15 protein-coding genes are annotated in these 16802 nt (G+C 45.0%); 8 read left to right on the forward strand and 7 right to left on the reverse strand.

The window, feature by feature from the left end; all coding sequences use genetic code 11:
• The first annotated feature begins 62 nt into the window (after positions 1 to 62).
• Positions 63 to 356 carry a DUF2218 domain-containing protein gene (locus F0265_RS11845; RefSeq protein WP_171749033.1) on the forward strand — a complete coding sequence of 98 codons (294 nt, stop codon included), beginning with the start codon at positions 63 to 65 and terminating at the stop codon, positions 354 to 356.
• On the opposite strand, the gene F0265_RS11850 is transcribed toward F0265_RS11845, so the two are convergent.
• Positions 343 to 1950, reverse strand: coding sequence for an EAL domain-containing protein (locus F0265_RS11850; protein ID WP_171749034.1), 1608 nt, complete (start codon positions 1948 to 1950; stop codon positions 343 to 345). The two genes, F0265_RS11845 and F0265_RS11850, sit on opposite strands and share 14 nt — an antisense overlap.
• Positions 1951 to 2217: 267 nt before the next feature.
• On the opposite strand from F0265_RS11850, the gene F0265_RS11855 reads away from it, so the two are divergent.
• Complete coding sequence (locus tag F0265_RS11855; RefSeq protein WP_171749035.1) at positions 2218 to 3411, forward strand: acetate/propionate family kinase; 1194 nt, start codon at positions 2218 to 2220, stop codon at positions 3409 to 3411.
• 277 nt (positions 3412 to 3688) lie between these two features.
• Here the strand turns inward: F0265_RS11855 and F0265_RS11860 are convergent, their stop codons facing one another.
• Entirely contained in the window at positions 3689 to 4027 is a 339-nt protein-coding gene (locus F0265_RS11860) for a cytosolic protein (protein ID WP_171749036.1), read from the reverse strand.
• A 330-nt stretch (positions 4028 to 4357) separates the two neighbouring features.
• Between F0265_RS11860 and purU the strand changes: the two genes are divergently transcribed.
• Positions 4358 to 5218 carry a formyltetrahydrofolate deformylase gene (purU, locus tag F0265_RS11865; RefSeq protein WP_301338228.1) on the forward strand — a complete coding sequence of 287 codons (861 nt, stop codon included), beginning with the start codon at positions 4358 to 4360 and terminating at the stop codon, positions 5216 to 5218.
• A 123-nt stretch (positions 5219 to 5341) separates the two neighbouring features.
• Here the strand turns inward: purU and F0265_RS11870 are convergent, their stop codons facing one another.
• Genes F0265_RS11870 through F0265_RS11885 form a run of 4 tightly spaced genes read right to left on the reverse strand, consistent with a single transcriptional unit; the run spans position 5342 to position 9641 of the window.
• Positions 5342 to 6916, reverse strand: coding sequence for a BCCT family transporter (locus F0265_RS11870; RefSeq protein ID WP_171749037.1), 1575 nt, complete (start codon positions 6914 to 6916; stop codon positions 5342 to 5344).
• Between the two features lie 28 nt (positions 6917 to 6944).
• A complete protein-coding gene (locus F0265_RS11875; protein WP_171749038.1) occupies positions 6945 to 8069 on the reverse strand; it encodes a mandelate racemase/muconate lactonizing enzyme family protein in 1125 nt (374 codons plus the stop codon).
• A 52-nt stretch (positions 8070 to 8121) separates the two neighbouring features.
• On the reverse strand, positions 8122 to 9297 hold the full coding sequence (locus F0265_RS11880) for a UxaA family hydrolase (RefSeq protein ID WP_216607862.1): 1176 nt from the start codon (positions 9295 to 9297) through the stop codon (positions 8122 to 8124).
• On the reverse strand, positions 9294 to 9641 hold the full coding sequence (locus F0265_RS11885) for a carbohydrate kinase (RefSeq protein WP_171749039.1): 348 nt from the start codon (positions 9639 to 9641) through the stop codon (positions 9294 to 9296). The genes F0265_RS11880 and F0265_RS11885 overlap by 4 nt, the downstream gene beginning before the upstream one ends.
• Positions 9642 to 9873: 232 nt before the next feature.
• Between F0265_RS11885 and F0265_RS11890 the strand changes: the two genes are divergently transcribed.
• On the forward strand, positions 9874 to 10533 hold the full coding sequence (locus F0265_RS11890) for a GntR family transcriptional regulator (protein WP_171749040.1): 660 nt from the start codon (positions 9874 to 9876) through the stop codon (positions 10531 to 10533).
• 43 nt (positions 10534 to 10576) lie between these two features.
• On the opposite strand, the gene F0265_RS11895 is transcribed toward F0265_RS11890, so the two are convergent.
• Complete coding sequence (locus tag F0265_RS11895) at positions 10577 to 11605, reverse strand: metal-dependent hydrolase (RefSeq protein WP_171749041.1); 1029 nt, start codon at positions 11603 to 11605, stop codon at positions 10577 to 10579.
• 458 nt (positions 11606 to 12063) lie between these two features.
• Here F0265_RS11895 and F0265_RS11900 point away from each other — a divergent pair, with 458 nt between their 5' ends.
• From F0265_RS11900 to F0265_RS11915, 4 genes are all read left to right on the forward strand, one after another.
• Complete coding sequence (locus tag F0265_RS11900) at positions 12064 to 13347, forward strand: nucleoside permease (protein WP_171749042.1); 1284 nt, start codon at positions 12064 to 12066, stop codon at positions 13345 to 13347.
• A gap of 67 nt (positions 13348 to 13414) precedes the next feature.
• The gene (locus tag F0265_RS11905; RefSeq protein ID WP_171749043.1) at positions 13415 to 14437 is read left to right on the forward strand and encodes an ADP-ribosylglycohydrolase family protein; all 1023 of its coding nucleotides are present in this window, start codon (positions 13415 to 13417) and stop codon (positions 14435 to 14437) included.
• Positions 14427 to 15380, forward strand: coding sequence for a PfkB family carbohydrate kinase (locus F0265_RS11910; RefSeq protein ID WP_171749044.1), 954 nt, complete (start codon positions 14427 to 14429; stop codon positions 15378 to 15380). Before F0265_RS11905 ends, F0265_RS11910 begins: the two co-directional genes overlap by 11 nt.
• Before the next feature lie 104 nt (positions 15381 to 15484).
• Positions 15485 to 16699 carry an OFA family MFS transporter gene (locus F0265_RS11915; RefSeq protein ID WP_171749045.1) on the forward strand — a complete coding sequence of 405 codons (1215 nt, stop codon included), beginning with the start codon at positions 15485 to 15487 and terminating at the stop codon, positions 16697 to 16699.
• The last annotated feature ends 103 nt before the right edge of the window (positions 16700 to 16802 follow it).

The following is a 16802-nucleotide window of genomic DNA, read 5'->3' on the forward strand; positions in this document are numbered from 1 at the left end:
TCCATTTGTTTTGAACAATTTGCTGCCCTTTATGGGGCAGCTTTTTTACATGAAGAATAGCAATGAAAAAAGAAGCAACTATCCATTCTGAGCACGCAAGTAAGTATCTGACCGTATTGTGTCGTCACTTTTCTCGTAAAGTAGAGTCTGTATGGGATGAGTACCGGGGGCATGTCATTTTCCCTATGGGCGAGGCGCAATTTTATGCTGACCAGTCGCGTCAGACGTTAAGAATTGAGTGCGAGGCTGATGATGAAGTAAAGCTCAAACATGTGTTGGCGATCATCGATGGTCACGTGCATTTGTTTTCCCGACGTGAACCGCTTCAGCTCGATTGGGTTGTTATGGCTGTTTAGCCAACTCAACAATATGGGGCGGGTTATGTTCCTGCGTCCAACGGATGGCTTCATCAATCTTGAGGGCGGGGCTGTATAAGAAACCTTGGATATAGTCGCAGCCATAGTGTTTGAGCATGTTTAATACGCGTTCATCTTCGACACCTTCAGCGACGACCGTATAGCCTAAACCATGAGCCAGCGCGATGGCATTAGACACTATAGAGCCATTGCGTTGGTTCGTTTCCAATTGATAGAGGAATGAGCGGTCAATCTTGATTTGATCAACAGGCAAATCACGCAATAGTGACAGAGAAGAGTAGCCAGTACCAAAATCATCTAAGCTGATTTTAAATCCAAGATTTTTCAGGCTTTCTAGCAACTTTTCCGGGCTTCTCAATCGGTTAATTGCCGTGCTTTCTGTAATCTCTAAGATGAGTGTTTCGGTAATATCAGGATAAATCTGAATAAGCTTTTCCAACTTACGTTTGAGGTTATTCCCCATTAAATCTTTGGCTGATAGATTGACGTGCACAGGGCAGTCAATTCCATTCTTTTTGAGTTTTTCAATGTCCGTCGAAACTTGATCAAGCACCCAACTGGTAATGGATGTGATTTTGTTGCTTTGTTCGGCAACGGGAATGAATTCTACCGGGCTGACTAGCGTGCCATCTGGCCTTAGCCAGCGTATCAGGGCTTCATAGCCGCAGACAATCGCATTCGTTCCACATAGGATCGGCTGGTAATAAACGCAAAACTCATCATGCAGCAGTGCGGCGTCTATTTCTCTTGCAATACGAAGCTTACGTTTCGCCCCTTGGCTCATTTTGTCGTCGTAGCATGCCACTAGACGGCCTGATTTTTTGGCCCAGTACATGGCAACATCTGCGGCATTGATGACTTGCTCCGCATCGTCTCCGTGCCGTGGAAATTCGCTCAGCCCTATGACAGCACTGGTACTGAGTTCGAATCCATCGATAGCAAATGGTTTGCGCAGTTCGACGTCAATATCCTTCGCCAGTGCTTTCGCGCTGGCTTCATTGCTTTCAAGGCAAATGATGACAAATTCGTCACCACCAATACGGGCTATGAAGTCTTCTTTTTGGAGCAAAGAGGAAATTCGCTGGCCAATCTGAATGAGAAGTTGATCTCCGCAAAAGTGGCCCATTCCGTCGTTAACTTGTTTGAAGTTGACGATATCAAGCAGCATCAAGTCAAAAGGTTTATCTGATTCGATAAGTAGTTCGATGGTTTCAATACAGTGTTTTCGGTTGGGTAGGGTGGTTAACGAATCATGCAGAGCATTGTGTTTCTCTTCATCGGCAAGCAAGTGAAGTTGCTCAATACTTTGCAAGCTATAGGTAGTGACCATGTACACAAATATGCTGCCGCTAAACAGAATAATGCATAAGCCAAACAAGACGGGAGTGACCACAGGATCGGCGAAAATTGACCCTAAAACAAAGGTATAGCCGACAACAAATCCGATGATGAGATAACTCAGAACCTGCCAGCCTACGTGTTTTATTTTCCGACAAATTTTGTTAGCTGGAATGTATCCCGCCAATAGAATGATGATGCCTGATATGACCAGAAAAATTGATAACGTCGACACGATTTAAACCATAGGAACAGCGTTCGCTTATTTCAGAACGTTACTTTGCTAGAGTTTAGTGTAGGTCTGGATCGCATATTTATAAAATTGACAATAAATTCAGAGTTCGAATTAAATCGCAGATTGCGTTAGATCAACAAAAAATCGTTTCTGTTGAGGTTGTGATTAAAATAAAGTTGAATCATTCAAAAAATATTGAATAATGTAAGGCACACAACAAAAAGCATTTTGCTTTCAAAATTCGGTCTGAAACAGGATATACACTCCATGTCTAACTCGTTTGTGCTGGTTATCAACTCTGGTAGTTCTTCTCTTAAATTCGCAGTTATCGACTCCGTCACCGGTGAGGCAGTCATAACTGGATTAGGGGAATGCTTTGGTCTCTCCGAAGCGGTCATCGGCTGGAAATACAAGGGTGAGAAAACAGAAGAGGCCATCACTGCTCCAGACAATCATCATCAACACGCGATTAATCGAATTGTAGGCCTGATGGAGTCATTAGGTTTTACTCATGATCTGGTTGCTGTGGGACATCGTATCGTGCACGGTGGCGAAAAGTTCACTTCAACAGTTCGCATTGACGACGAAGTCTTGGCTGAAATTGAAACCTTGTCTGATCTGGCACCGCTCCACAACCCAGCAGGCGCAAAGGGAATCAGAGCTTCAATGCAAGCATTCCCAAGTCTCCCTCAATTTGCTGTCTTTGACACGGCGTTTCACCAGACGATGCCTCAAAAGGCGTTTACTGGTGCGATTTCAAACGAGCTGTACAAGGATTACGGCATCCGCCGATACGGTTTCCACGGCACCAGTCATTACTTCGTCAGTCGTGAAGCGGCCAAAATGTTGGGTAAGCCTGTTGAGCAATCCAGCTTTATCTCTGTGCATTTAGGTAATGGTGCATCTGTTTGTGCAATCAGTAATGGCCAATCTGTCGATACGTCGATGGGTTTTACGCCACTGGCGGGCCTGATGATGGGCACACGCTCTGGTGACCTAGACCCAGGCATTATCGAGTTTTTGATGAAGAAAGGCTGGAGTCAGGAAAAAGTTTTCGAAACGTTGAACAAGAAGTCTGGTTTCCTTGGTGTGTCTGGTTTGACATCTGACGCTCGCGGCATTTTGGAAGCAATGGAAAACGGCCACGAAGGCGCCAAACTGGCGTTCGAAGTCTTCACTTATCGCGTTGCTAAGTATATCGGCTCTTATCTTATTCCTCTTGGTGCGTTGGATGCGATCATCTTTACTGGTGGCATTGGAGAAAATTCATTGCCGATCCGTCGAGAAATCCTGAATAACCTAAAGCTACTTGGTTTCATTGAAGACGAAAAAGGGAATGAAGATGCACGTTTCGGTAGCGCTGGCATCATCGCTAAGTCTGACATACTAGGCGCCGTGGCTATGGTAATTCCGACCAACGAAGAATTTGTCATCGCCCAGCAGTCGGTTGAGTTACTGTAATAGGCTTTACAATTCGTAATAAAAAGCGAGCTTAGTGCTCGCTTTTTTGATTTATATGTTGGATAGGCTGCCGTTAAGTACGCGCACGGCGAAATAACCATTAATAACTACATTGAGCCCGACGATTCACTCGCGTCGTCTCCCTCAGTCATAGAGACCAGTATGCTTCATTCCTTGCTAGGGATACCGCTCGTTAGCTAACCGCAGCATAGCTTTTCTTGTTGAAGCTAGGATAGGGATCCATTCAATTCGCCGATTCCAACTGACTGAATAATTGTCAGTCCATTCGGGTAATAAAGGTTTGCTCGTCTTCCACAAAAGCGACAAAGCCGCCGTGATAGATAAACACCCGACCACGTCCCTCAACCAGACAAGCAAGCTGTGGGTTTAAATCTTCTTCGTTATTCTGTCTTTGAAACGTGCCGGTATCAGTGACTACGCCGCTGAGTTTAGGCAAATACCCATATGCGCGCTTAGCTTGATCAATCAGGCTCAATTCACTGGAGATAGAGAAGCAAGAAGGGATCGTACCGGCATCTTCGATAAATATAGGTTTCAGTTCTTCAAAGGCGGTAATCACCAGCCAGTCGATGCCGTTCACATGGTGGATAAACATAGAGTTTCTCGATAATTTTGATGCGGAGATTGTATCACTATCATGGGAGAACGTAGAGATTTAGTCGTAGCAGAATTTTTTGTAACTCATTTACCCCAAAGCGTTCTAGCGAAAGATCTTCGTACATGTAAGTGTACGAACGTGACAGCATCACGCATCGCTGACCATTTATGGAATTGGTTAGTGGATGCTGGTCAAGAATATGGAGTTGTATTGACGCTTTAGTGATAAATCACCGTAAAATAGGAGAGGAGAGTTATGCTGCGTACGCTAGGACGCAGCATGAAAGATGGGAAACAAAAGCTGGTTAATACGGCGTTAGGAAAACAGATGAAAACTTATATTTTAACGGCTAGTTGCCCGAGTCGCGCAGGGACAGTCGATGTAGTCACCCGATTATTACTAGAATTTGAATGCTACATCAAAGAGTTAAACTCATTTGACGACACGCTAAACGAACGTTTCTTTATTCGCGCTGTGTTCAGCGTACAAAACGGCCAAGAGCTAAACCGCGCATCGTTTGAGGCGGCATTTTCAGAGCGCGCTTCAGAATTTGATATGGACTGGGAATTAACGCCCTCCGATTATCGGCCAAAAGTGGTGATCATGGTTTCTAAGTATGATCACTGCCTTAATGATCTGCTTTACCGCTACCGCACGGGGAATCTCAAGGTTGACATCAAAGCGGTGATTTCCAATCATCCGGACTTACAATCTCTGGTCGAGTGGCATGATATTCCTTATCACCATTTTCCTATTTCGGCGGAAACCAAGCCTCAACAGGAAGCGTTAGTACAATCAGTGCTGGACGAAACCGATTGTGAATTGCTGGTACTCGCACGATACATGCAGGTGCTTTCGCATGACATGTGCAGCCGTTGGTCTGGCAGGGCGATCAATATTCATCACTCGCTATTGCCTGGCTTCAAAGGGGCTAAACCTTATCATCAGGCATACAACAAAGGCGTTAAGCTGGTCGGTGCAACTGCGCACTATGTAAGTGATGATCTTGATGAAGGGCCGATTATCACTCAAGGGTTAGAGACGGTTGACCATACCTATTACCCAGAAGATTTGGCAAGAAAAGGGCTGGATGTTGAATCACTCACACTAGGTCGAGCCATTCAATATCACGTTGAGAAACGCGTGTTCATGTATAACGACAAAACCGTTGTATTTGAGCGTTCGTAGCTCACGTTCAAAACTGAGACCGTGCTAAATAATACTAAGAAAAGCAGTATATAAAACAAAGCCCTTCTAATAGTAACGTTAGAAGGGCTTTGTAGTGTGTACAAAAAAATGTACCCACCCTTATTAGGTATTACAGTCTGCTTTCAGATTTTGAATAGAATCAGTTTGTTTATCAGCTTCATTAGATACGCAATCTTGCTCTGGATTTCCTATCCATCTGAAGAAACCATACAGCATGATAAATATGACCACCATTAAAGGTAGAGATGTCACGATGGCTAGAGTCTGTACTGTGCTTAACGGGGCGTCGATGAACATCATTGCTAGTGGTACAGCAGCGAGGATCATACACCAGAATAACCTTAGGCTAGTTGGAGGATTAGCATCTTCATCGAGTTGGTTAGCCACTGTTGCTGCAAGAGTGAAAGAGGCTGAATCGAGGGTTGTTGCTAAGAACAGTGTCGACATTACAACGAAAATTAGGATGAATATCGAGCTAAGCGGTAGCGTTTTGAGCACCGCAATAACGGTTTCTGAACCACCTACATTGGATAGTATATCCGTCACGTTAACGAGCTCATTCATATGTGTGCTCATGCTGTAGCTGCCTAATACACCAAAGAAAATGAAACAACCAGCACTACCTCCAAGAACCATACTAATGATGACTTCTTTGAGAGTTCGACCACGTGAAACCTTAGTCACAAAAAGAGCCATAAATGGTACGTAAGTCATCCAATAAGCCCAGTAGAACACGGTCCATGAGGTTGGGAATGAGCCACCTTCAATTGGGTCCGTCCACAAGCTCATGCGGATAAAGTTTTGCAGCATCAAACCGTAGCCATTTGTCATCTGATCAATGATGAAAGACGTAGGTCCAACAATAAGTACAAGAAGGACAAAGATGGCAGCTAGCTTGGTATTCATGTCGCTCAGCTTTGCCATTCCTTTCTCAATACCAACATACGAGCTCACCGTAAACAGAGCAGTGATAGCCAGCATTAATGACACGTTCATTCCAAAGCTACTCTGAACACCAAGCAAATCAGCTATACCTTCTGTGACCATTGGCACGCTTAAGCCTAGAGTGATCCCCATTGCTCCAACGCAGCTGAAAATAAAAATAGTGTCAATAATTCTGCCAGCAACTGGGTTGTAGAATTTCCCCAAGATACTCTCGCACACAGCGCTCAGTTTCAGCTGAGGGTTCTTTCGTACATGGAAGGAGTAAGCAACAGGCAATGAAGCAATACAGTAAAGAGACCAAGCTGAAATGCCCCAGTGAAACATGTTATAGCTGGTGGCCCACTCTGCAGCACTGGTTGAAAATGGCTCAATACCCATAGGTGGTCCCATATAATAGTAGGCCCATTCAACGAATGCCCAGTAAACCGTTGCTGAACCTAGGCCTGCGCATATCATCATGGCTAGGTAGGTAAAGAATGAGTACTGAGGCGTTGCTTCACCAAGTCTAATACTGCCGTGTTTGCCAAAACCGAGCCAAGCAAGAGTAATGACGCTGAAAAAGCCAAATAGAAGAAACACTTCGCCAAATTGCTCAGTGAGAATGGTAAATAGGCTTTTTGCGATTGCATTACCTTGCTCAGGATAGAGTGAAAGCCCCGCGACGATAGCAAATATCGTCGTCAAGCTTATCATCATCAAAGGCTTATCTGTCTGTCTATCTTTATGTCTCATATTGGATAATCCCTGTAATATTAACTATTTAATAAGTCTCAGTACGAAACTGCTCTATGATGTCTTCATTGAGCTGAATACCGAGTCCTGGAGTGTCTGGTACGGGGACGAAACCGTTTTGAAACGGAAGTCGATTGGTGACCAGATCAGTAAACAAAGGGCTGGAACTTTGTGAATATTCCATTAAGGTACCGTGTTCACAGGAGGCTAGAAAGTGAACAGATGCTGCGAGTAAAATACCTGTGCTAAAGCCGTGGGGGACAAGCTGTACCCCGTGTAGCTGGGACAAGTCATAGATCTTTTTCATCTCGGTGATCCCGCCACATCGAGTAATATCGGGCTGTACGATGTCAACATGAGAACGTTCGAGAAAGTCGAGGAACTCGTAACGGGTGGTCAGTGACTCGCCGCCCGCTAATTTAGCTTCCGTTTTGCTAGCCAGTTTTGCATAACCTTTAAGATCGTCCGCAAGAACGGGTTCCTCAATCCAATTGAGATTAAAAGGTTCTAGCTTCTTACTCATGTATGCTGAGTGCCCTGACGTGCGCCACTTCGACGCAAGGTCGATTTGTACTTCGATATCATCCCCGACAGCCTCTCGGACATGCTTAACGATTTGATAGTCGAGTTCTGGGTCGTCACCGAACACACCACCACCAAATTTGATGCTGGTAAATCCTTGTTCGACCAGATGCAATGCGATGTCTCGGTTTTCTTCAGGCTTTCGGGCTGGAATAAAAGTTCCGTAAGCCCGAATGTGGTCACGATATTTACCGCCTAGCAAGGTATGAACAGGCACGTTGTAGAATTGACCAGCGATATCCCATAGAGCGATATCGATCGCACTAATGGCGTGTATCCCAGCGCCTCGGCGGCCTACATAGTTGGAGGCCCAGTACATTTTGTTCCACAAACGCTCGATTTCTAGTGGGTTTTCACCGAGCAAAAGTTCTTTTAGTCCATAGCAATAGAGGTTGGAATGGGGAGTCTCAATACAAGCTTTAACGACAGCAGGGGAGCTGTCCGCTTCACCTATTCCAACAAGTCCATTGCTAGTGTGAACTCTTACTATTACAGCGTCTTCGCCCCATTCACAGGTTTCGTCGTTTTGTGGAACGCGAAGACATATCACTTCAATATTGGTAATTTTCATTGATTTTCCTCTTAAAGGTGATCCTTCAGAGTGCTGACTTTTGTTGTTGTACTTAAACGGATTGCTTGTTGATGAGTTTCTCAAGCCTTTGATCTTTTTGATAAAGAGAGCAGAAGGCATAGCCAACATCTTCGATTGCGGTTTTTTTGCCTTGAACAACGTTGTCTAGTTGTTCTAAAACTTGCTCACTTGCTTCGACGACACTTAGAGTTGCTGACATAATGCCGCTGACATCCACGTCAATGTCGTCAGTAATTTGCTCGTCATTCCCACTGATTCGAATAACGGGTACGATCGGGTTACTAAATCCAGCTCCGCCCGTTGTCCAAAGAATGACCTGCGCGCCTAGGGCCGCAAAATGCATCCCTGAGCCTCCGCACAAATGAGTGACTTCGGCGAGATAAAAGCCTGGTTGGGTTGGTTTTTGGATGCCGATGGGGTTTATCTCAAGTACATCCTGAATTGGTTTGGTGCCCGTTTTATGTAGCGCACCGAGGGCTTTTTCTTCAAGTGTCGTGAGGCCCCCAACGCTATTACCGATGCTCATGGTTTCTACATCTGTTCCTTCGATGTGCCAGCGGCGTTCTTCTTCGGCAATCAAGCGCTCAATTTTGTCAGCAACATTTTGGTTCACCGCTCGTTCGCGGAGAATCTGTTCGCAGGTAATCAACTCGATTAATTCTCCTGCGATACAAGTTGCCCCCATTTCTATCAGTCGATCGGCGGCTTGCCCTACAGCGGGGTTCGAAGCAATACCAGAGCTGGTATCTGATCCGCCACACTTGACTCCGACAATCAATTCGGAAATTGGGGTAGGCTCAGGCTTCACTTGGTTGGATATATTGATTAGTTCATCAACAATTTGGACTCCCTCATTGATAGTTTGTCGAGTGCCTTTTGATTTGATGATGGAAAGACTGAAAACGGGTTTCTTAGCTTGTTTGATCGGATCGGTGATAATCGTTGGGTCGATACTGCCACACCCCATGTTTAGTACTAGTACGCCCGCTATATTGGGGTTAAGTGCAGCACCGATCATGACGTTGACCATTTCTTCGTTACCCCCATACATACAGGTGTAGTGGTTGGTTACAACGACACAGTTGGAGAGCTTCTGCTTTATTGCCTGAGCAATGCCTTCAGCACATTCGTCGATTGCTAAAATCAAAATATGATTACGGATGCCAACTTGTCCGTCGGCGCGCCTATAGCCTTGAAAAGTTTTCATGATTCACACTCGATCTGCATTTGCTGCATGATTTGCTCAATGATGGGGGCTGGAATATCAACTCGGGTACTGCGTACGTTTTGTACGTGAACGAGGTCGCCGAGGCGGATCTCAGTGCAAGTTATTCCAATTGGATAGCCGCCTTTTTTCACGACGACTTGGGATTCAAAATCCTCAAGAGCAATCTTGTTTCCCTTCGTGATGGCTTGAAGGCCTATATATGTGCCGACCATTTCACCTTGATCGTCAATGATCTCTACTGGATTACCTTTGCTTACATCTGAAAGCAAGGTAGCCACATTATCGGAGGGCGATAACCTTATCGCCTTTTTTATGTTGCTCATAATGTTACCTATTGTTGATTGTCGGACAATCGACTTGGTGACAATTATACAAATTATGATTGAATGAAATGAGAAACGGATCATGGAAATATAAGAACTGGTGTTTTTTGTCGGATTGTTAGACAATCGTCACTAAATTAAACAATACAAGTAATCACTAATAAATGCTGCTTGGCAGTATGTAATTGGTTGATTTAAAATGTTTAAGCGTTGGTTTTTAACGGATTTAGTGATGGTGAAGTTCAATAAAAGCAGTTTGGAAGATCAGGCAGTCAGTTACTTACGAGACTTGATCCTGGATGGCAGCTATAAAATGGGTGAGCGAATCGTAGAGAGCTCCCTAGCAAAAGAGCTAGAACTTTCTCGAAGTACTATCCGCATGGCTTTGAATACTTTGTCTCATGAAGGGTTAGTGGTGCAAAAACCTTATGCAGGCTGGCAAGTTATTGAAATAAACGAGCAGGACTTATGGGAAATTTACCACCTGAGAGTAGCGATAGAATCACGCTCTGCTTGGCTTGCGGCGATAAAAGCTGATGATGAGAACAAGCAGCAGATTAAAGAGCTAATGGCCGATTTTGAGAAAGCTGCAAAAATGGACAACGTGACCACGCAGACACTCAGTAAATACGAACTTGAGCTGCATTCTTTGATTGTTGCTATGAGCCACAACAGCCGATTCGTGAATATCTATCGTCATGTCTCCAACCAGATGCTGCTGTTTTTTAATATCGACTTAGCAAGCTATGAGGCTGCAACTATCGTTGATGCACATAAACCTTTGGTCGATGCGATTTGTAATAATGACCCTCAGGCTGCTGCATATCATGCTGAAGAGCATATCTCCACATTCAAGGAAGTTGGCGACAAGTTTCGTGAGCAAAATACTTAAACTTTCATTGAAGCGAGCGCAATCTACGAGCTACTTGTCATTTTCATTGTTGATAGCTGACTTCCATCGTCTGTAAGTTAGCATTAATGGTTTGATCGCCTTTCAGGCGTTGCCAAAGTGGGGCTAGTAAATCAAATCCACGTTCACTAGGGTAACGTTGAGTAGCATCAAGTAGCTCCCATTTTCCATTGCTATCTTTCTCCGCAAATACGAATTCAAACGAAAGGTTATTCGCCATCCCTAAACGCAAGTCAGAAACAATCAACGTGTCATCTTCAACTCTGTAGTTTAGGTAGTCGTGAGAAAATGCTTCCAGTCCCTTCAATGTACTTGGCTTTTCTTCCATGGGCCAATGGCCTAATGGGCGAGAGATGAAATCGATGTGTTTGTCTTTATCAAGCACCGACGCCAACCCTTCCCAGTACTTTCCATCATCCATCACAACAACGCGCCATAAAAGCGTATTGAATGCTGTTGGCGTAATCAGCACTTGTTGGTTAGGTAGGTTTTGGGCTGCTAAGTTCTGCTCAACACGATCAGCAATCGATTGCTGTGACAGGTAACCCCAGCCTAAATAGAGAGTCGAGAGCAACACAACACCTTGGCACCATTCCCCTCCTTTCTGCTTAGAAACCAAAGCAACACCAATCGCAAACAATAACGGTAACGTATACAAAGGGTCGATGATAAAGACGTTGCGAAGCTCAAAATAACCTTCAAACGGCCAAATAAGCTGCGTGCCATAGGTGGTCATTGCATCCAACAAGGTATGGGTCACAAACACGCTGACCGTTAGGAAGAACACTCTTGAAAGTGTCCAGAAAGAATCCGAGTAACGACGGCAATACAGCCATGAAATCAACAGTGCGAAAGGTGGGAGCGTGAACAAAGAATGACTAAAACCTCTGTGCTTAATGGTGTTTTGAACCGCGTCTCCATAGTCCAGAATGACATCTAAATCAGGCAATGTGCCCAAAAGCGCTCCAGCGAGTAAAACCTTTGCATTACACTGTTTTCCAGCAATAGCACCAGCGACCGTTGCGCCTAGCGCAGCTTGAGTAACAGAGTCCATATTGTTCGTATTTTTATATCATTAATAGGTTCAGTTGACTCAGAAAGTAAATTGAAGCCGTTGTAGAGTCAAACGTCTCATGTGCTCCAGTCGCTTTATTTACCTACTTTTACACACCACATTCTCAAGAATACTGTACAGAAAAGCCTATGTATCAAGACGTTTCAGAATGTTTAGCACGTCAGGCTGCTAACAAGATGCATACTTACAGCACATCCAGAGCCTGACTACGTATTTAGTTATAGGAATTCAGATCTTATCTGGCTATCTCTCTTATAGAATAATCAACAACCATCGCTATTATGACTTCTTGTTGTTTCACTTTAACTATCATTACAAGAGCCAGAGACGCTAACCTAAATGGCGCATTGATCACAAAAGTATCACCTTGGTATTGTATTGGTATTATTTTAGATCGTACCATTCGAACCGTACCCTACAGTACCTAAGGATAAAAAATGAAAACGACTAACATCAAACTCTCTTCAATGATGTTCATTGAATGGTTTATATGGGGCGCTTGGTTCGTTCCGTTATGGCAAATTCTCAATACCAATGGCTTCACGCCAACTGAGATTGCTTGGTCTTACGCTTGTACTGCAATTGCGGCGATTTTGTCGCCAATTTTAGTCGGTTCGATCACTGACCGATTCTTCCCTGCACAGAAAGTACTCTCTGTTATGTTGCTTGCTGGTGCAGTACTTATGTATTTAGCGTCACAACAAACCGAGTTCGCCACGTTTTTCCCACTTTTGCTTGGTTATTCATTAACTTATATGCCAACAATCGCGCTGACTAACAGTATCGCTTTTTCCAACGTAGACGATGTTGAACGCGACTTTCCGCGTATCCGTGTCATGGGCACAATTGGTTGGATTGCGTCAGGCGTTGCGATTGGCTTCTTGCCATCTTGGCTAGGTTATGGCGATATTTCTTCAAGCAATATTCCCCTTATTATTACTGCTCTGAGCTCAGCGCTGTTGGGTGTCTTTGCTCTAACGCTGCCAAACACACCACCGAAAAGTACAGGCAAGCTAGACCTTAAAGTGATGCTCGGTCTGGATGCAATGGTGCTCCTTAAAGACAGAAACTTCTTAGCATTTTTCGTGTGTTCATTCATGTTTAGCATGCCTCTTGCATTCTATTACATCTTTGCAAACGGCTTCCTAACAGAAGTGGGTATGAGCAATGCAACAGGCTGGATGACGCTGGGTCAGTTCTCTGAAATCTTCTTCATGCTTGCACTACCTTTCTTTACCAAACGTTTTGGTATTAAAAAGGTATTGCTACTTGGTCTTGCTACGGCTGCTGTCCGTTATGGATTCTTTGTCTACGGTAGTGCAGACACTTGGTACCTGTACTCATTGTTGTTCTTGGGTATTTTGTTGCACGGTGTGAGCTACGACTTCTACTTCGTCACGGCATATATTTATGTTGATAAGAAAGCTCCAGCGCACATGCGTACTGCGGCTCAAGGTTTGATTACGCTGGGTTGCCAGGGCATTGGTAGTTTACTGGGTTACCGTCTTGGCGGCCTACTAATGGAAAAAATGTTTGCCTACGATACACCGCAGAATGGCTTAACGTTTGATTGGGCTGGCATGTGGGGATTCGGCGGTGTCATGATTGCTGTCATCCTCGCTATCTTCATGTACTTCTTCCGTGAACCTAGTGGTGAGATCAAACCAATCAAAATGGACGATCAGTCAGACTCCACTACACAACAAAAAGCACAAGCTTAAGTTTTAACCCTACCCAATGTTTCTATGTCAGTGGGTAGGATATTTAACCCCTATTTTGGTAAGTAAGATGACAATTTCAAAACAAGACAGAATCCTCGGCACTTTTTATGGTCAAGCACTTGGTGATTCAATGGGGATGCCATCTGAATTGTGGCCTCGTAGTCGAGTAAAAGCGCACTTTGGCTGGATTGACCGCTTCCTTGATGGCCCTAAAGAAAACAACGCGGCCTGCTATTTCACAGCTTGTCAGTTTACAGATGATACCTCTATGGCTTTGGCGCTCGCTGATGCCATCATCGAATGCGATGGTAAAATTGTCCCAGAAGTGATCGCAAGAAACGTACTGACTTGGGCAGAAGGTTTCGATGCATTTAACAAAAACATTTTTGGTCCAAGTTCAAAAGCGGCAATGCGTTCAATCAAAGACGGTGTGGCAATCAGCGAACTAGAGAACAACGGCGTCACTAATGGTGCTGCTATGCGTGTGTCACCGATGGGCTGTCTGCTACCAACCAACAGCTTGGACGATTTTATTGAGCTAGTGGCGTTAGCCTCGAGCCCGACGCACAAATCTGATGTCGCTATCTCTGGTGCCGTAGTGATTGCTTGGGCGGTATCGAAAGCTATTGAAGGACACACTTGGGGCGCTATCAAAGACCAGTTACCTGCGATTGCCCTTGCTGCGCAAACCAAGAACATCACCACTTTTAGTGCGTCGATGTCCTCTCGTATTGAGCTCGCTCTGATGGTGGCAAGTGAAGATAGTGGTATTGAAGAGCGTATGGAGAAAATCTACAACCTAGTGGGTGCGGGAGTCAGTACCATTGAATCTGTCCCAGCGGCGATAGCGATGGTCGAGCTTGCTGAAACTGACCCGAATCGTTGCGCGATCTTGTGCGCGAACTTAGGTGGCGATACCGACACCATCGGCGCGATGGCGACAGCAATTTGTGGTGCGTTGAACGGTATTCAGGCGATTGACGCAGAATTGAAGCAGCAGTTGGATGATGAAAACCAACTAGACTTTGATGAATACACGCGCAAATTCCTTTCTCTGCGAGAAGTTAAGGAGCAGGGCTATGCCTCATAATGCATTAATCGAGTTAATTCCTACACTTAACAACAAGCGTCAACTGTGTTTAATTGGTGCCGCTGTGGTTGATATCGTGACGGAAACGCCATGTTTACCTCAGCGAGGTGGCGATTTAGAAATGCAAGAAAAGGGCATTCACGTGGGTGGCTGCGCACTGAATATTGCGATTGCGGTAAATCGACTTGGTCTTCAATCGACCAATGCACTGCCGATAGGGAATGGTAAGTGGGCGGATCTGATTCGCCACTCTATGGAAGAGAAAGGTCTAGAAAGCAGCTTAACGGACCCAAGTGGTGATAACGGTTGGTGCTTGGCTCTGGTAGAGCCGGACGGTGAAAGAACTTTCCTGTCTGTCAGCGGGGTTGAAAACAACTGGAACCAAGAGACCTTGAGTCAGCTATTAATCAATGACGATGCGATTATCTATCTCTCTGGTTATCAATTGGCGTCTGCTTGTGGCGCTGAAATCGTTAATTGGTTGGAACCCTTACCAAGCACAGTCCAGTTGTTTATCGATTTTGGACCTCGTATTGCCGACATTGATGCCACCTTACTTGAGCGTTTACTTGCACTCAAACCAATTATTTCACTTAACCGCCAAGAAGCGGAGCATCTTGGTATGCAAGATAGCCAAAGCTTTGTTAAACAATGGTATTCCCGCTATGCCTGTCCTTTAGTGTTACGCATTGATAGCGATGGCGCACTGTTTAGCAACGGAGAATCACACGGTATGGTCGCGCCATTTTCTGCTGAAGTGGTCGATACTATTGGCGCTGGTGATACGCATGCTGGTGGCGTGCTTGCAGGCTTGAGTTCTGGCTGGGAACTAGCGGATGCTGTCCTTCTTGGCAATGCTGTTGCATCGTATGTGGTGAGCCATGAAGGTGGAGACTGCGCGCCGAGTGTGGAGCAAATTTCTGACTACCTTCGCCAATACTGAATATTACTCTCTATGAGGCTTAATGCTCTATTAAGCCTCATCATTTTCTCGTACACATCAATCGAATGTCGCTTACCTGACAGCGATGTCTCTAAGTAATGATCATGAATAATAAAGCGATAAGAATTCTCGCCGCTGGCTGCGGGATCAATCTGTGCATCGGCGTACTTTATACATGGAGCGTATTTAAAAACGCCCTCATTGATTTAGGGTGGAGCCATACTCAAGCTTCACTACCTTACACGATTACCATCGTTACTCTGTCTCTTGCGTTGCTGGTGGCAGGTCGTATACAAGACCAATTTGGTCCTAAGAAAGTGCTCATGGTTGGTACGCTCATAGCGGGAATTGGTATGGTGTTATCCAGCCTATCGATTAGCCCAGTAAACTTGTGTTTGAGTTTTGGGGTGCTTACAGGTACAGGTATTGGCTTTTCTTATGCGTGCCTAAACCCAACTGCGATGAAGTGGTTTCACGCTTCACGCAAGGGGATGGTTAATGGTGCGTTAGCTACTGCGTTTGGCTTGGCTGCGCTTTATCTTGCTCCACTGACAAGCTTCCTGATTACTAAGTTTGACCTTCAAGTAAGCTTACAAATCTTGGGGGGCGGTTTACTCGTGATTGCGTTTCCGTTGGCATGCTCTTTTACTAATCCACCAACGGATTTCAAACCAGTTCCGGCGAAAACGAAGCAAAAATCCCAAGCCGTCAATTCAAGTAATGACGTCGCCTGGCGAGACATGCTTGCTACACGTCCGTTTTATTTACTCTGGTTTGCTTATGCTTTTGGAGCTTCAGCGGGGCTGATGATCATTGCCAACATTACCTCCATCGCAGCAGAGCAAGCTAGCATTATGGATGGTGCTTACTTGGTTGTAGCTTTAGCGATTTTTAACTCTGGTGGACGATTGGCAACAGGGCTATTGAGCGACAAGATTGGCGCACTTAAAACGCTAAGTCTTGCCATGTTGCTGCAAACCGTCAACATGCTGCTGTTTTCCCACTTTGATTCCTCGTTTTTCTTGATTATTGGTGCTGGCCTTGCAGGCATTGGGTACGGCACTTTGCTTGCTGTTTTCCCTTCTGTTATGGCTGATCTTTATGGATTGAAAAACTTTGGCACTAACTACGGGATCTTATACACCGCTTGGGGTGTTGGCGGGTTCATTGGTCCAGTTCTCGCGGGTTGGTCGGTAGATACTTTTGGTCGCTACGATCTTGCGTATTCGCTTTGTGCTGTCCTCGTTTTTGTTGCCGCAATATTGCTGTTTTTGGTTAAGCCCCGCGCGAAGTCAGAACAAACTATCGTACTGACTTAGAGGAGAAAGTAGGGATGAAGCTCGGTGGTTTCCGCTTTTTGTTTCTCCCTATCTATCCCATTCTAATATCGGGTATAATGCAAAAATTGCTGATAAAAATAAG

It is taken from the genome of Vibrio sp. RE88 (assembly GCF_013113835.1).
Classification (GTDB): Bacteria; Pseudomonadota; Gammaproteobacteria; order Enterobacterales; family Vibrionaceae; genus Vibrio.

What these genes read in the sequence shown, in the direction of transcription:
- F0265_RS11890 (WP_171749040.1), top strand. Translation starts at nt 9,874, where the DNA reads ATGGTGAAGTTCAATAAAAGCAGTTTGGAAGATCAGGCAGTCAGTTAC.
- F0265_RS11875 (WP_171749038.1), bottom strand. Translation starts at nt 8,069, where the DNA reads ATGAAAATTACCAATATTGAAGTGATATGTCTTCGCGTTCCACAAAAC.
- F0265_RS11870 (WP_171749037.1), bottom strand. Translation starts at nt 6,916, where the DNA reads ATGAGACATAAAGATAGACAGACAGATAAGCCTTTGATGATGATAAGC.
- F0265_RS11905 (WP_171749043.1), top strand. Translation starts at nt 13,415, where the DNA reads ATGACAATTTCAAAACAAGACAGAATCCTCGGCACTTTTTATGGTCAA.
- F0265_RS11895 (WP_171749041.1), bottom strand. Translation starts at nt 11,605, where the DNA reads ATGGACTCTGTTACTCAAGCTGCGCTAGGCGCAACGGTCGCTGGTGCT.
- F0265_RS11845 (WP_171749033.1), top strand. Translation starts at nt 63, where the DNA reads ATGAAAAAAGAAGCAACTATCCATTCTGAGCACGCAAGTAAGTATCTG.
- F0265_RS11855 (WP_171749035.1), top strand. Translation starts at nt 2,218, where the DNA reads ATGTCTAACTCGTTTGTGCTGGTTATCAACTCTGGTAGTTCTTCTCTT.
- F0265_RS11910 (WP_171749044.1), top strand. Translation starts at nt 14,427, where the DNA reads ATGCCTCATAATGCATTAATCGAGTTAATTCCTACACTTAACAACAAG.
- F0265_RS11900 (WP_171749042.1), top strand. Translation starts at nt 12,064, where the DNA reads ATGAAAACGACTAACATCAAACTCTCTTCAATGATGTTCATTGAATGG.
- F0265_RS11915 (WP_171749045.1), top strand. Translation starts at nt 15,485, where the DNA reads ATGAATAATAAAGCGATAAGAATTCTCGCCGCTGGCTGCGGGATCAAT.
- F0265_RS11860 (WP_171749036.1), bottom strand. Translation starts at nt 4,027, where the DNA reads ATGTTTATCCACCATGTGAACGGCATCGACTGGCTGGTGATTACCGCC.
- F0265_RS11880 (WP_216607862.1), bottom strand. Translation starts at nt 9,297, where the DNA reads ATGAAAACTTTTCAAGGCTATAGGCGCGCCGACGGACAAGTTGGCATC.
- F0265_RS11885 (WP_171749039.1), bottom strand. Translation starts at nt 9,641, where the DNA reads ATGAGCAACATAAAAAAGGCGATAAGGTTATCGCCCTCCGATAATGTG.
- purU (WP_301338228.1), top strand. Translation starts at nt 4,358, where the DNA reads ATGAAAACTTATATTTTAACGGCTAGTTGCCCGAGTCGCGCAGGGACA.